This window comes from Sphingobacterium humi (assembly GCF_009768885.1).
Taxonomy (GTDB): Bacteria; Bacteroidota; Bacteroidia; order Sphingobacteriales; family Sphingobacteriaceae; genus Sphingobacterium; species Sphingobacterium humi.
Genome location: NZ_WSQA01000006.1, coordinates 233,054 through 248,060, shown reverse-complemented (window position 1 = coordinate 248,060; position 15,007 = coordinate 233,054). Strand labels below are relative to the sequence as shown.

Annotated in this window: 17 protein-coding genes; 16 read left to right on the top strand and 1 reads right to left on the bottom strand. The window is 42.3% G+C overall.

Translation table 11 applies throughout. The annotated features are described in order from the left end of the window. Positions 1 to 80 precede the first annotated feature (80 nt). Positions 81 to 605 carry an IPExxxVDY family protein gene (locus tag GQF63_RS10340; RefSeq protein WP_246163457.1) on the bottom strand — a complete coding sequence of 175 codons (525 nt, stop codon included), beginning with the start codon at positions 603 to 605 and terminating at the stop codon, positions 81 to 83. A gap of 245 nt (positions 606 to 850) precedes the next feature. On the opposite strand from GQF63_RS10340, the gene GQF63_RS10335 reads away from it, so the two are divergent. From GQF63_RS10335 to rpsC, 16 genes are all read left to right on the top strand, one after another. Beyond that, positions 851 to 1,087, top strand: coding sequence for an acyl carrier protein (locus GQF63_RS10335; RefSeq protein WP_079643602.1), 237 nt, complete (start codon positions 851 to 853; stop codon positions 1,085 to 1,087). A 26-nt stretch (positions 1,088 to 1,113) separates the two neighbouring features. Next, positions 1,114 to 2,367, top strand: coding sequence for a beta-ketoacyl-ACP synthase II (gene fabF / locus GQF63_RS10330; RefSeq protein WP_160369144.1), 1,254 nt, complete (start codon positions 1,114 to 1,116; stop codon positions 2,365 to 2,367). Positions 2,368 to 2,445: 78 nt separating this feature from the next. Beyond that, positions 2,446 to 3,171: a ribonuclease III gene (rnc, locus tag GQF63_RS10325; RefSeq protein ID WP_160369143.1), complete on the top strand. Its 726-nt coding sequence runs from the start codon at positions 2,446 to 2,448 to the stop codon at positions 3,169 to 3,171. A 377-nt stretch (positions 3,172 to 3,548) separates the two neighbouring features. Then, on the top strand, positions 3,549 to 4,928 hold the full coding sequence (hisS, locus tag GQF63_RS10320; RefSeq protein WP_160369142.1) for a histidine--tRNA ligase: 1,380 nt from the start codon (positions 3,549 to 3,551) through the stop codon (positions 4,926 to 4,928). Between the two features lie 163 nt (positions 4,929 to 5,091). Continuing rightward, the gene (gene pdhA / locus GQF63_RS10315) at positions 5,092 to 6,087 is read left to right on the top strand and encodes a pyruvate dehydrogenase (acetyl-transferring) E1 component subunit alpha (RefSeq protein WP_160369141.1); all 996 of its coding nucleotides are present in this window, start codon (positions 5,092 to 5,094) and stop codon (positions 6,085 to 6,087) included. A gap of 40 nt (positions 6,088 to 6,127) precedes the next feature. After that, positions 6,128 to 7,771, top strand: a complete 1,644-nt coding sequence (locus GQF63_RS10310) for a dihydrolipoamide acetyltransferase family protein (protein ID WP_160369140.1) — start codon at positions 6,128 to 6,130, stop codon at positions 7,769 to 7,771. A 195-nt stretch (positions 7,772 to 7,966) separates the two neighbouring features. Further along, the gene (locus GQF63_RS10305; protein WP_160369139.1) at positions 7,967 to 9,151 is read left to right on the top strand and encodes a serine hydrolase; all 1,185 of its coding nucleotides are present in this window, start codon (positions 7,967 to 7,969) and stop codon (positions 9,149 to 9,151) included. A 16-nt stretch (positions 9,152 to 9,167) separates the two neighbouring features. Further along, positions 9,168 to 9,527 (top strand): CoA-binding protein, encoded by a 360-nt coding sequence (locus GQF63_RS10300; protein ID WP_160369138.1) that lies wholly within the window; start codon positions 9,168 to 9,170, stop codon positions 9,525 to 9,527. A 176-nt stretch (positions 9,528 to 9,703) separates the two neighbouring features. Continuing rightward, positions 9,704 to 10,936, top strand: a complete 1,233-nt coding sequence (locus tag GQF63_RS10295) for a glycoside hydrolase family 88 protein (RefSeq protein WP_212592531.1) — start codon at positions 9,704 to 9,706, stop codon at positions 10,934 to 10,936. Between the two features lie 166 nt (positions 10,937 to 11,102). After that, positions 11,103 to 11,720: a 50S ribosomal protein L3 gene (gene rplC / locus GQF63_RS10290; protein ID WP_160369136.1), complete on the top strand. Its 618-nt coding sequence runs from the start codon at positions 11,103 to 11,105 to the stop codon at positions 11,718 to 11,720. 5 nt (positions 11,721 to 11,725) lie between these two features. Beyond that, on the top strand, positions 11,726 to 12,355 hold the full coding sequence (gene rplD / locus GQF63_RS10285) for a 50S ribosomal protein L4 (RefSeq protein ID WP_160369135.1): 630 nt from the start codon (positions 11,726 to 11,728) through the stop codon (positions 12,353 to 12,355). A gap of 1 nt (position 12,356) precedes the next feature. Further along, positions 12,357 to 12,647: a 50S ribosomal protein L23 gene (gene rplW / locus GQF63_RS10280; protein WP_160369134.1), complete on the top strand. Its 291-nt coding sequence runs from the start codon at positions 12,357 to 12,359 to the stop codon at positions 12,645 to 12,647. Between the two features lie 6 nt (positions 12,648 to 12,653). Further along, the gene (rplB, locus tag GQF63_RS10275) at positions 12,654 to 13,481 is read left to right on the top strand and encodes a 50S ribosomal protein L2 (RefSeq protein ID WP_160369133.1); all 828 of its coding nucleotides are present in this window, start codon (positions 12,654 to 12,656) and stop codon (positions 13,479 to 13,481) included. Next, positions 13,481 to 13,747 carry a 30S ribosomal protein S19 gene (rpsS, locus tag GQF63_RS10270; protein ID WP_002997495.1) on the top strand — a complete coding sequence of 89 codons (267 nt, stop codon included), beginning with the start codon at positions 13,481 to 13,483 and terminating at the stop codon, positions 13,745 to 13,747. The genes rplB and rpsS overlap by 1 nt, the downstream gene beginning before the upstream one ends. 6 nt (positions 13,748 to 13,753) lie before the next feature. Further along, the gene (gene rplV, locus GQF63_RS10265; protein ID WP_160369132.1) at positions 13,754 to 14,185 is read left to right on the top strand and encodes a 50S ribosomal protein L22; all 432 of its coding nucleotides are present in this window, start codon (positions 13,754 to 13,756) and stop codon (positions 14,183 to 14,185) included. Between the two features lie 11 nt (positions 14,186 to 14,196). After that, positions 14,197 to 14,982 (top strand): 30S ribosomal protein S3, encoded by a 786-nt coding sequence (gene rpsC, locus GQF63_RS10260; RefSeq protein WP_160369131.1) that lies wholly within the window; start codon positions 14,197 to 14,199, stop codon positions 14,980 to 14,982. Positions 14,983 to 15,007 lie beyond the last annotated feature (25 nt).

The following is a 15,007-nucleotide window of genomic DNA, read 5'->3' as shown; positions in this document are numbered from 1 at the left end:
TAATCATTCTTCTAGGCTTCTCCCCAAAGCTAGTTGACTTAGGTTTATGTGTATTTTCTACACTATCTAAAAATAATCCGCTAAAATATCAGATTTTCTTTAGATTTCAATACAGTTGGATCGATTTCTTTTACCAAGAGGACTTCCGGGATGTTTTTAATGTTGTCCATTAAGGCCTCCAGGTCTTCCTCGTCGATATAATGTTTTATGAGTAGGAAATAATCGAAGCTCATAATTTCAGGTATCAAGGTTCCTCCTTCAATCGATTTATTGCTGAGCAGGTAAAATTCGAAATCGTAGGTCTGATTGTTATAACGATAGGTAATGAAATGATGTTGTATGCTGGGTTTGTTTTTTTTGCTTTCGTAGAGGATGTGGTAGTCGAGTTCGTCTTGCGGTTTTTCCTTTTTATTGCCGTTATGGTCGATGTAATCTTCCTTGCCATGGACAAATTGGAGGCCGGTTGCTTTATTGATAAAGTGACAAAGTCGGTAATCCCGAAGAACGGTACTGATGCCAATCAGGATAAAATCCAGCTCTAGGTCAAAGTCAGTTTCCAGTTTAAAAGTGATCTTACTCAAGTCGGGTACCTTTCGATTTTCCAACAAAAATACGGTTTTTTACCGATTAAAGGGGGGAGTTCACGTAAAAAAAAGATTAAAAAGGTATTAAGTTTGTAAAACTATATTTCTTTTGTTATTATTGAATACAGTTAGTTTTTAGGGGGTTGAAAAACCATTCTAGGGCTAACTTTGTTCTTTATTTGTTTTCAAAAGTCAAAAAGATTTGATTTTTGGGGAAATTTATTTTTTCTTTGCACAGATTTATTAAACAATTAAACTAGAAAATCATGTCAGATATCGCATCAAGAGTAAAAGCTATTATCGTTGAAAAGTTAGGTGTAGATGAAAATGAAGTAACACCAGAAGCTTCTTTCACGAATGATTTAGGTGCAGACTCACTTGATACAGTGGAGTTGATCATGGAATTTGAAAAAGAATTCAACGTTGCTATTCCAGACGACCAAGCTGAAAACATCAGTACAGTAGGTCAAGCGATTGCTTATTTAGAAAAAAACGTTAACTAACTAATTTTATTAGGCCAAACATATTAATGGAGCTTAAAAGAGTAGTTGTAACAGGATTGGGTGCACTTACACCCCTAGGTAATACCGTTTCAGAATACTGGGACGGGTTAATTAATGGTGTAAGTGGAGCCGCTCCTATTACGCATTTTGATGCGTCAAAGTTTAAAACCCAGTTTGCTTGTGAAGTAAAGGGTTTTGATCCACATAATTATATGGACCGAAAAGAGGCGCGAAAAATCGACCCTTTCGTTCAATATGCTATTGCATCTACCGATGAAGCAGTAAAAGATGCTGGATTAGAATTTGATAAACTAGACACCAACCGCATTGGTGTTATTTGGGGATCAGGTATTGGGGGCTTGACAACATTTTTAGATGAAGTAGCAAATTTTGCCAAAGGTGATGGAACGCCTCGTTTCAACCCTTTCTTTATTCCTAAAATGTTGATCGACTTAGCTCCGGGACATATTTCAATGCGTCATGGCTTGAGAGGTCCTAACTTTTCGGCTGTTTCGGCATGTGCTTCGGCAACCAACGCCATGATTGATGCCTTCAACTATATCCGTATGGGTTTAGCTGATGTCATTATCTCGGGTGGTTCAGAAGCTACGATTAACGAAGCAGGTATCGGAGGGTTCAATGCAATGCACGCCCTGTCTACCCGTAACGATGATCCTAAAACAGCTTCTCGTCCTTTCGATAAGGATCGTGATGGTTTTGTTTCCGGTGAAGGTTCGGGCGCCATTATCTTAGAAAGCTTAGAGCATGCCTTGGCGCGTGGTGCTAAGATTTATGCTGAGATTGCTGGTGGGGGCATGAGTGCAGACGCCTACCATATCACGGCTTCCCATCCGGAAGGCCTAGGTGCCCGTTTAGCCATGAGCAAAGCGTTGGCTGATGCGCAATTAGATGCCACAGCTATCGATTATATTAACGTGCATGGTACATCGACTCCAGTAGGCGATGTGAGTGAGACCAAAGCTATTATTGAGCAATTTGGAGATCATGCATACAAATTGAACATCAGTTCGACCAAATCAATGACAGGTCACCTGTTAGGTGCTGCCGGAGCGGTGGAATCCATTGCTTCCATTTTAGCGGTGAAGAATGATATTGTACCTCCTACAATCAATCATTTTACAGACGATCCGGAAATTGATAATCGATTGAACTTTACTTTCAATAAGGCACAGAAACGGGTAGTGAACGCCGCATTAAGCAATACATTTGGCTTTGGTGGACACAACGCTTCCTTAATCGTAAAGAAATACAACGCCTAATTGTTAGCAAGTAAAAATAAAGGAATTGAATAGGTAGTTTTCTCCAAAAACTACCTATTTCTTCTTAACGTTGCTGGTATGCCGATAAGTGTTTATAAACTGTATTTTTCTCCTCAAAAAGCTTACTTTAAGAAGTTGAAGAATATCTTGGGCTTTGTTCCGGGAAATATTCGCTTATACCAGATGGCCTTCCGCCACAAATCGGTGGCCAAGCCCATTAAAGAGGGCGTGAAGAACAGCAACGAGCGTTTGGAGTTTTTAGGCGATGCCGTATTGGGTTCGGTGATTGCTGAACTGCTCTTCAAACTTTACCCCTATAAAGACGAAGGCTTTTTAACGGAGATGCGTTCCAAGATTGTTTCACGTGCCAACTTAAACCAGCTGTCCCGCAAATTGGGCTTTAACGAGCTGATAGAGTTTGATGCACGGATGATCAGCTATCCGAATAAACAAGGCTCCTTATTGGGGGATGCCTTCGAAGCCTTAATTGGAGCCGTATACCTGGACAAGGGATACCGCTTTACCCGGGAGTTCCTCCTCTCGCGGATAATAAAACCCCATATCGATATCCATACCCTGGAAATCACAGAAACCAACTTCAAGAGCCGCCTGATCGAATGGTGCCAACATAACAGCAAGGATGTGCTGTTTGTGCAAATCGATAACCCCGAAGGCGAATCGGCGAAAATGTTCTCCGTTAAAGTAGTCGTAGATGGCGAAGACTGTGGCATAGGCCGCGACTTTAATAAAAAGAGCGCCGAGAAAATGGCCGCCGAAAAGGCGTGTGAGTACCTCAATATCTGAGGGAGTATTTAGTATTTAGTATTTAGTAGTTAGTAGTTAGTAATTAGTCTGGAGTACTTAGTATTTAGTAGTTAGTATTTAGACCTTGGGCGGAATACTAATTGCTTGTAGTCCTCTTTATTTTGGTCTACTTTGTTATGCACAAAGACTGGGGGTACAGTATTTACTAAATGCCTATCATTCTAAGTACTTATCCAACTTTATTACTTAAAAGCAAATATTACTAAGCCAAGCTAATAACTTAGTTGTACAACCTAGGCTAACCCAACTAAGCCAAGCTAATAAGTTTGTTGTACACCCTAGGTCTAAATACTAACTACTAAATACTAACTACTCCCTTCTAAATACTCTCTACTAATTTTCTTACCTTTGCCCCCATGGCAAGTATAAAACCCTCTCTAGTCAAAGGAACGCGTGATTTTTCTCCTGCAGAAATGGAGAAAAGGAATTTTATTTTCAACACGCTGAAGCGTGTTTTTCGGAAGTATGGTTATAATGAAATTCAGACTCCATCGTTTGAGAACCTAAGCACCCTTACGGGCAAGTATGGAGAGGAGGGGGATCGCCTTATTTTTAAGATTTTAAATTCGGGAGATTACTTAAGCAAAGCTTCGGCGGAATTATTGGCCGAGAAGAACTCCTTGAAGTTGGTGCCTCAGATTTCGGAGAAGGCCTTACGTTATGATTTAACGGTGCCTTTTGCGCGTTATGTAGTGATGCACCAGAACGATATAGCTTTTCCTTTTAAGCGTTTTCAGATTCAGCCGGTTTGGCGGGCTGATAAGCCACAGCGTGGTCGCTATCGGGAATTCTTCCAATGCGATGTGGATGTTGTCGGTTCGGATTCCCTATTGAATGAGGCCGAGTTCGTCTTGATTTACCATGAAGCGCTATTGGATTTAGGCTTGCGCGACTTCAATATCAAGCTAAACAACCGTAAAATATTATCGGGTATTGCCGAGGTAATCGGTAAACCAGAATTAATTGTTGACATGACTGTCGCCATCGACAAACTGGACAAGATCGGTTTGGAAGGAGTGAACAAGGAATTGTTGGATCGTGGATTTGTGGATGCGGATCTGGAAGTGTTGAAACCTATCATTCTGTTAAGCGGATCGAATACGGAGAAAATCAATTCCCTGAAGTCGGTATTGGCTAATTCGGAGATCGGCTTGAAAGGGCTTGCAGAAATCGAAGAAGTGTTTGCGTATTTGACCAAGTTGGGCAAAGGGGCTTTATTGGAGCATATTGTGGAACTGGACGTAACCCTGGCGCGTGGGTTAAACTATTATACCGGTTGTATTTTTGAGGTGAAGACCAATGAAGTGCAAATGGGAAGTATTGGTGGCGGAGGCCGTTATGATGACTTAACGGGCATGTTTGGGCTAAAAGACATGACCGGAGCGGGGGTATCCTTTGGTGCCGACCGTATTTACGATGTGTTGGAAGAGCTGAACCTGTTTCCGGAAAGTGCTGCCGCGCAGACCAAATTGTTGATTATAAATTTCGATGAAACCATCGAATCCTATACGCTGCCTTTATTGCAGCGCTTGCGCGAAGCGGGCATTGCCGTGGAGCTGTATCCGAAGGCGCTGAAGTTGAAAAAGCAGATGGGCTATGCGGATGCCAAGCGGATTCCGTATGTCTTGCTGGTAGGCGAGGAGGAAGTCCAAAGCGGGCAGCTGAGTTTGAAAAATATGCAGAGTGGGGAGCAGCAGAAAGTTAGTGCTGACCGACTCTTAACCCTAATGGCATAAATTTAACGAACGACCTCTTGCAGGTCGTTCATTATTTATATCGGTCGGAAATTTTGTTGCTCAGATGACACAAAGCGTTAAATGTACACTAAATTTTATCCGAAATCTCGTTAATATTGATTAGATTTGTAGTCAGTTAAGTAAAGAAATTCAATTCGTACAAATGAGTTCAACACCTATAACAAAAGAGACCTATTTAGAGTGGTATAAATCAATGCTACTCATGCGCAAATTTGAAGAGAAGTCTGGCCAGCTATATGGACAGCAAAAGATACGCGGATTTTGTCACTTATACATTGGACAAGAGGCCGTAGTTGCCGGCACCATGTCGGTAATCAAACCGGAAGATTCTTTAATTACGGCTTACCGTGATCACGCCCATGCATTAGCAAAAGGGGTATCGGCGGATGCTTGTATGGCAGAATTGTTCGGTAAAGTAACAGGCTGTTCCAAAGGTAAAGGTGGTTCGATGCACTTCTTCTCCAAAGAGCATAAATTTATGGGTGGACACGGTATCGTAGGTGGCCAGATTCCTTTGGGGGCTGGTATTGCCTTTGCGGAGAAATACCTAGGAACCGACAACGTTAATATTTGTTATATGGGTGATGGCGCGGTGCGTCAGGGTGCCTTTAACGAAACCTTAAACATGGCGATGTTGTGGAAACTACCTGTAATTTTCGTGTGTGAGAACAACGGTTATGCGATGGGTACTTCCGTACAACGTACAACAAACATGACAGACATCTACAAAATGGGTCTTGGCTTTGATATGCCATGTGCACCAGTGGATGGTATGGACGTGGTTGCTGTTCACAACGCGATGGATGAGGCGGTACAACGTGCTCGTGCGGGTGAAGGACCTACCTTCTTAGAGATCCGTACATATCGTTATAAAGGACACTCGATGTCTGACCCGGCTAAATACCGTACGAAAGAAGAATTGGAAGAGTACAAAGGCAGAGACCCTTTGTTATCGACCAAACATGCTATTGTAGAAAATAAATATGCTGATGATGCGTGGTTCGAAGCTGTAGACGCGGAGATTAAGAAAATTGTAGATGAGTCTGTGAAGTTTGCAGAGGAGTCTCCATATCCGGCAGCTGAGGATATTTACAAAGACGTTTATGTACAAGAGGATTATCCTTTTGTAATGGATTAATAAGGAAATTACTTTAACTAAAATAGAAGATACCTAAACAATGGCTGAAGTAGTAAGAATGCCGAAAATGAGCGACACCATGACGGAAGGTGTTATCGCTAAATGGCACAAAAAAGTTGGTGATAAAGTAAACTCTGGCGATTTAGTTGCCGAGATTGAAACAGATAAAGCAACAATGGATTTCGAATCCTACCAGGAAGGAACCTTGTTGTATATTGGCCCGAAGGAAGGCGAAGCAGTAGCTATTGATGCTGTTATTGCGGTACTTGGGGAAGAAGGCGAAGATTATAAGGCTTTATTAGAAGGTGGTGAAGCATCTGCAGCAGCACCGGCTAAGGAAGAAAAAAGCGAGCCTGCAAAAGAAGAAGCAGCGGAAGAGCCTGCAGGTGAACAGGTATCGGCAGAAGATTTAGGCGTAACGGTAATTACCATGCCTTTATTGAGCGATACTATGACTGAAGGTGTTATTGCGCAGTGGAACTTTAAAGTGGGTGATACCATTAAATCTGACGATGCTATTGCGGACGTGGAAACCGATAAGGCAACCATGGAAGTAACTGCTTATGCAGATGGTACATTATTGTACGTTGGTGTAGAAGCTGGCCAAGCAGCGAAAGTAAACGATATTATTGCAATCGTTGGTCCTGCAGGAACAGATGTTACCCCATTGTTAAACCAGAAACCAGCAGCGAAAGCGGAAGCAAAAGCTGAGGATAAAAAAGAAGCAACAGCAGCAGCTCCGGCTGAGGCAGCAGCAGAAACACCTGCAGCGGCAGCATCGGATGCGCGTGTGAAAGCTTCGCCTTTAGCGAAGAAAATCGCGAAAGAAAAAGGAATCGATCTTTCTCAAGTAAAAGGATCTGCCGAAGGCGGTCGTATCGTGAAGAAAGACGTAGAGAACTTTACACCATCAGCAGCTCCTGCAGCAGCAGCGGCATCCGCGCCTGCTAAAGCAGCCGAAGGAGAGGTGAAAACTGTTAGCTTGCCACAATATATCGGTGAAGAGCGTTTCACGGAGAAACCAGTGAACCAAATGCGTAAAACCATTGCGCGTCGTTTATCGGAATCTTTGTTTACCGCGCCACACTTCTATTTGACCGTAAGCATCGACATGGACAATGCGATTGCTGCACGTGCGCAAATTAACGAAGTGGCTCCAGTAAAAGTTTCTTTCAACGATATCGTGATCAAAGCGGTTGCCATTGCCTTGAAACAACACCCTAACGTGAACTCGTCTTGGTTAGGTGATAAAATCAGATATAACGAGCATACCAACATCGGTGTTGCGATGGCTGTTGAAGATGGTTTATTGGTTCCTGTTGTTCGTTTTGCAGATGGTAAATCCTTATCGCACATCTCTGCAGAGGTGAAAGACTTTGCACAGAAAGCGAAAGCGAAGAAATTGCAGCCTGCTGATTGGGAAGGATCTACCTTCACCGTATCTAACTTAGGTATGTTCGGTATCGATGAGTTTACATCGATTATCAACTCGCCAGACGGTGCTATCCTTTCTGTAGGTGCTATTCAACAAGTTCCTGTCGTGAAAAACGGAGCTGTAGTACCTGGAAATATCATGAAATTGTCGCTAGGTTGTGACCACCGTGTGGTGGATGGTGCAACAGGTGCACAATTCTTACAAACATTAAAAGCATTGTTAGAAGCGCCGATTCGTTTATTGGCATAAGCTTTCCATACGCATAGGAAGAGGCCATCCAATCGGATGGCCTCTTTTTTTGTGGAATAGGGCTTCGTATTGGCTTTGGTACCTTACACATGTATCCTGAATAATACCAATTCCTGCCATTTTCTTATTGGATTTATACGCAATATGTAGTAATTTGTACATCATCATTGTACAGCATAGATCAAGAATTAAGGAGTGAGTTTTAAACAGTCGATTTTCGCACTAGGAATTAGTGCATTGGTTTTCGTGTCTTGTGGCTCGCCAGAGGCCAAGCAGCTCAAAGAACGGGCAAAACAAGAAAAAAAAGATAGCATCAGTTTAGTATATAATCCTGCGGAAGCCGACCCGCAGATTGATTCCTTTATGCAGAACTTGCATAAGAAAGCGGGATTTAATGGCAATGTGTTGGTGGCTAAGAAAGGAAAGATCCTTTACCAGAATTCTTTTGGTTGGGCGGATTACCTGTTAAAGGATAGTTTGCAAATCGATTCGCAGTTTGAATTGGCTTCGGTATCTAAACCGATGACGGCCATTGCCATGTTGCAATTGGTGGAGCAGGGGAAGGTGAGTTTAGCTGATTCGGTCGAGCGGTTCTATCCGGATTTTCCGTATAAGGGAATTACCATTAAGCAATTATTATCGCATCGTTCCGGACTTCCGAATTATGTGTACTTCGCAGAAACGGTATGGCCCGATCGGAAGAAGGGGATGACCAACCAGGATGCGATGAGCTTATTGATTCAGCACCATCCGGGTCGCTATGGTGCACCCGATGGCCGTTTTCACTACAACAACTCGAACTTTATGGTGCTGGCATCTATTGTTGAGAAAGTGACCGGGAAAGACTTTGCGGTGTATATGAAGGAAAATGTCTTTGATCCGGCAGGTATGAAAAATACCAATGTGTATTCCAAGGCGGTGTATGATAAGATTCCGACAAAGGTGATCGGCCATGATAAGGTATGGCGTCGTTCTGTGGTACAGAATTACCTGGATGGCCCCGTAGGCGATAAGGGGATCTACAGTACGGTGCGCGACTTATATGCCTTGGATTTAGCCTTACGTGATGGCCGTGTCTTAGGAAAGGCCTTGCAGGATTCTTCCTTTATTCCGCGCAGCGATGCTAAGCGCAGTTTATTTAGTTATGGCTATGGTTGGCGTACGTTTAGTCCGCCGAACAATCCGGTTGTTTATCATACGGGATGGTGGCACGGTTTTAAGAGCTTATATGTACGTGATTTGACGAACGATGTGACCATAGTACTGTTGACCAATATGGCCAATGGTAGCTTGAATCATCTAGATAATTTGTATAAAATCTTAGAAATTCCTATTTTGAGACAAAATGCGTACAACGCAAATGGTGAATTTGTTCAGTAATATATAAAGGCAACATATGAAAAAAACCTTGATTTTGGGAGCGAGTACTAATCCAGCAAGATACTCTTATTTAGTGGCGAATAAATTAGTCAGAAAAGGTTACCCTATTGTAAACGTGGGTCGGAAGGTTGGCACTGTTGCTGGTGCAGAAATTGAGCCTGCGGAGGCTATTCATCAGGATATCGATACGATTACCCTGTATGTTGGTCCGCAGAATCAGGCACCTTACTACGACTATATTTTAAAAACCAACCCGAAGCGTATTATCTTCAATCCAGGTGCAGAGAATGCGGAACTGGCAGAGAAGGCCAAAGCGCAGGGTATTGAAGTGGTTGAGGCCTGCACCTTGGTGATGTTAAACACCGGGCAGTACTAAACCGAACAACATAAGGAAAGATGTGAAGTAGATGCTTCACATCTTTTTTTTGTGCCTAGGCGAAATCGTTTTCGATAGTTTCGCGCCGGCAAATAAAATGGAATGCTTAAATTGAGTGTTTAATTTATTGGAATAGCAATTCATAAACCTTTTATATCTCCATCGCTATGCGGAATATGTTGATTGTATTTACCTGTTATGTTTTAGGATTGAGCGGTACTGTTGCCTTTGCCCAAACCAAACATGCACTTCATTTGGATCAATCATTTATCGAAGATAGATTGCAACAATCTGCCAAACAAATTAAGCTGTTGGCGGCTGCCACGCCGGCCGATAAGTTTCCGCAGAATTTTGAGCAGGGGAAACATAAGTTTTCAAATTCCTCCTGGTGGTGTTCGGGCTTCTATCCTGGCACCCTCTTGTTGCTGTCGGAAGCTACGGGAGATGCGGAATTGAAGCAATTGGGATTGGATAAGCTAAAACACCTGGAAAAGGAACAATATAATAAACGTACGCATGACCTAGGCTTTATGTTGTTCTGCAGTTTTGGAAATGCTTTGCGCATCACCGGCGATAGTGCCAGTTACAAACCCATCTTGGTCAATGGTGCCGAATCCTTGGCCTCGCGATATAGCCCCGTAACCAAGACGATACGTTCCTGGGATCATGGCAAATGGAAATATCCGGTTATTATTGATAATATGATGAACCTGGAGTTTCTTGAGGAGATGAGCAAGCAAACAGGGAACCGTAAGTATGCGGATATTGCCCGTAGCCATGCCAATACAACCCTTAAACATCATTTCAGAAAAGACTACAGTTCTTACCATGTAATAGACTATGATCCGGAAACGGGTGCCGTCCTGGGGCGCAAAACCCATCAGGGAACGGCAGATGAATCGGCATGGGCGAGGGGACAAGCTTGGGCCTTATATGGCTATACCATGATGTATAGGGAAACCAAGGATAAAGCATACTTAAAGCAGGCGCAGCGCATTGCGCAGTATATCCTCCATCATCCAAACTTACCATCGGATTTGGTTCCGGTTTGGGATTTTGATTACGACAAGATTCCGGAAGGCAGTAAAATGTATGGCAAAAGGACTTTGCGTGATGCTTCTGCTGGGGCCTTAATGGCGTCGGCCTTATTGGAACTGGCCGATTATAGCCGCGGAAAACAAGGGGAATTCTACTTCCGGCAAGCGGAAACCCTGCTAAAGAACTTATCTTCTGCACCTTATTTTGCGAGCTATGGCAGCAATGGGGGCTTCATATTACAGCATAGTGTGGGCGCCTTGCCCATAAACTCGGAGGTGGATGTGCCTTTGAGTTATGCCGACTATTATTATATCGAGGCATTGCTACGTTATCAGCGTCTTCTTGCGGGCAAAAAAATGATACAATCCTAATTTTCTCGAATTGCGGCTTTCCCATTCTTTATTTTGAAAAAAAATAATGCACTAATTATTTGATAGTTATAAAATAGTTTGTACTTTTGCAATCCCTTTATGGGGATATTGTGTCTTGAGCGAAGCCCTACTGCTTCGATGGACGTTTAATTAATTAATTTATAACATGTCAGGAATTATTGGTAAAAAAGTAGGAATGACCAGCCTGTTCAACGCTGATGGGAAGAACATCCCATGTACAGTAATCGAGGCTGGGCCGTGCGTGGTAACGCATATACGTACGGTAGAAAAGGATGGCTACGCTGCGATTCAACTTGGTTTTGACGATGCCAAGGAGAAAAACACAAGCGCACCTTTAAAAGGACACTTTGCGAAAGCAAACGTTAGTCCTAAGCGTAAGCTAGTTGAATTCAAAACTTTCGAGGATGAGAAACAACTAGGTGACGTCGTGGATGTTACATTATTTGAAGAAGGCGAGTACGTTGATGTGGTTGGTACTTCAAAAGGTAAAGGATTCCAAGGCGTAATGAAGCGTCACGGATTTGGTGGTGTAGGTGGTGCGACTCACGGTCAGCACAACAGACTACGTGCTCCAGGTTCCTTAGGTGCTTCATCATGGCCTTCTCGCGTATTCAAAGGAATGCGTATGGCGGGTCGTACAGGTGGCGAGCGTGTAAAGATTCAAAACTTACAAGTATTGAAAGTTTACCCTGAGCAAAACCTAATCGTTGTTAGTGGTTCCATTCCAGGAGCTAAAGGTTCTTATGTAATCGTAGACAAATAGTAGAGATGGAAGTTAACGTATTAAATTTATCAGGTAAAGAAACAGGTGCCAAGGTGCAACTTCCTGAAGCAGTATTCGGTGTAGAGCCAAACGACCATGCGATCTATTTGGATGTGAAACAATACTTAGCGAACCAACGCCAAGGAACTCACAAATCAAAACAACGTAATGAGATTGCGGGATCTACTCGTAAATTACACAAACAAAAAGGTACTGGTGGTGCTCGTGCGGGTTCTATCAAATCTCCATTGTTTAATGGTGGTGGTCGTGTATTCGGTCCTCAACCAAGAGACTACAGCTTTAAATTAAACAAAAAATTAAAGCAATTAGCTCGTAAATCAGCGTTAAGCTATAAAGCACAAGAGAACAATGTATTGGTGTTAGACGAAGTAAACTTCGATAGCATCAAAACGAAAAACTATGTGTCATTAGTAAATGCGTTGAACTGTGCTGATGAGAAAACATTATTAGTGTTATCAGCATATAATAACAATGTTTATTTATCAAGCAGAAACTTGAAGAAAGCAAAAGTTGTTGTAGCAGCAGAGTTAAGTACATATGATGTATTAAACGCTACAAAATTATTGTTAACTGCAGATTCTGTTAAATCTTTGGAGGAAGCATTCGCTAAGTAATATGGAAATTATTAAAAAACCTATCTTAACTGAGAAAGCTTCTTTATTAACGGAAAAATCTAACCGTTACGCTTTCAAAGTAGATCACAGAGCAAACAAAATCCAGATCAAACAAGCTGTTGAGCAAATGTTTGGCGTATCAGTTGTTGCAGTAAATACTGCAGTTGTTGCGGGAAAATCAAAAAGCCGTTACACGAAAGCTGGTTTCGTTTCTGGAAGAAGCCCTAAGTATAAAAAAGCCATCATCACGGTGAAAGATGGTGAAACTATTGACTTTTACAGTACACTATAATAAGAAATGGCAGTTAAAAGATTCAAACCGGTTACCCCTGGTACTCGCTTCAGAGTAGGTGCTGATTATTCAGACGTTACTACTAACGTTCCTGAGAAATCATTAGTTGTTGGCACCAACAAGCGTTCAGGTGGTCGTAATAAATCCGGTAAAATGACTATGCGTTACATCGGTGGGGGACATAAAAAAGCATACCGATTAATTGATTTCAAACGCGATAAAAAAGATATCCCTGCAACAGTTGCTACTATCGAGTACGATCCGAATCGTACAGCTCGTATTGCTTTATTGCACTACGCTGATGGTGAGAAACGTTACATCATTGCTCCAGCTGGATTAACAGTAGGACAAGTTGTAATTGCTGGCGAATCAGTAGCCCCAGAAGTTGGTAATACAATGCCTCTAGCGAGCATTCCACTAGGTTCTATCATCCACAACATTGAGTTGAACCCTGGTCAAGGTGGTTCAATCGCTCGTTCGGCTGGGACTTACGCGCAGTTATCTGCACGTGATGGAAAGTATGCCATTATCAAATTGCCATCGGGTGAGACTCGTATGATCTTATTAACCTGTGTTGCAACGATTGGTTCCGTGTCTAACTCGGAGAAATCTAACCAAGTGTTAGGTAAAGCTGGTCGTAAGCGTTGGTTAGGTCGTCGTCCTCGCGTTCGTGGTGTGGCTATGAACCCAGTAGATCACCCTATGGGTGGTGGTGAAGGCCGTTCATCCGGAGGTCACCCACGCTCACGTACAGGAGTATTAGCGAAAGGTTACAAAACTCGCTACAAGAAGAAAACATCGAATCGTTACATCATTGAGAGAAGGAAAAAATAATGGCTCGTTCAATTAAAAAAGGTCCTTATATCGATCACAACCTAGAAAGAAAAGTTCTTTCTATGAATGAAACAAACAAAAAGTCAGTAATTAAGACTTGGTCTCGTAGATCAATGATTTCACCTGATTTTGTTGGTCATACCTTCGCAGTGCACAACGGGAATAAATTTATTCCGGTTTATGTAACAGAGAATATGGTTGGTCACAAGCTTGGTGAATTTGCGCCTACGCGTACTTTCAGAGGCCACGCAGAAAAGAAAAAATAATAGGTAATGGAAGCAACAAAAAAACTTAAAAAATCTGTTTTAGTAAAACAGCGCAAAGAGCAGGAAAAAGCTCAGGTAGGAGGAGCTTCTACTGCCAAATTATTGAACTGCCCTACGTCTCCGCGCAAAATGCGTTTAGTAGTGGATCTTATCCGTGGTCAGAAAGTAGAAAATGCGCTATATATTCTAAAACATACAGGAAAAGAAGCTGCAATCCGTGTTGAGAAATTATTGTTGTCAGCAATTAAAAACTGGGAAGCTAAAAATGAAGGCGCTTCAGTTGAAGATGGTGGCTTGTATGTAAAAGAAGTATCTGTTGGTGGTGGTCGTCAATTGAAGAGATTGCGTCCAGCTCCTCAAGGTCGTGGTTATAGAATTCGTAAGCGTTCAAACCATGTTACTTTGATCGTAGATAGTATTAACAACGTTAACAACTAATATTAATAAGAATGGGACAAAAAGCAAATCCAATAGGTAGCAGATTAGGGATCATCAAAGGATGGGATTCTAACTGGTTCGGAGGCAACAACTATTCTGATAAGTTGGTTGAGGACGAAAAAATAAGAAAATATCTTTCTGTACGTATCGCAAAAGGCGGTGTAGCAAAAGTTGTAATTGAAAGAACATTAAAACGTATTACTGTTACAATCCACACAGCACGTCCAGGTATCGTTATTGGTAAAGGTGGTCAAGAGGTTGACAAGATTAAAGAAGAGTTGAAGAAACTGACTAAAAAAGATGTTCAAATCAACATTTTCGAGATCAAACGTCCAGAACTTGACGCTAAATTAGTAGCTGAAGGTATTGCAAAACAATTAGAGGCTCGTATCTCTTTCCGTCGTGCAATGAAAACCGCTATCGCTACAACCATGCGTATGGGTGCTGAAGGTATCAAAGTAATGTGTTCAGGTCGTTTAGGTGGTGCTGAGATGGCACGTACTGAACAATACAAAGAAGGAAGAACTCCTTTACACACATTACGCGCAGATATCGACTATGCTTTAGCAGAAGCATTAACTACTTACGGTAAGATCGGTGTTAAAGTTTGGATCTGTAAAGGTGAAGTTTACGGTAAACGTGACTTATCTCCAAACATCGGTCAAGCGTCAGGCGTAAAATCTCGTGGTGGAAACGAAGGTGGTTCAGACCGTCGTGACAACCGTGGCGGTGGCCGTCGTGATAACAACCGTGGTGGTGGTCGTCGTGATAACAACCGTGGTGGAAAAAGAGATTAATTAATTAAGATTTAAAACTATCTGT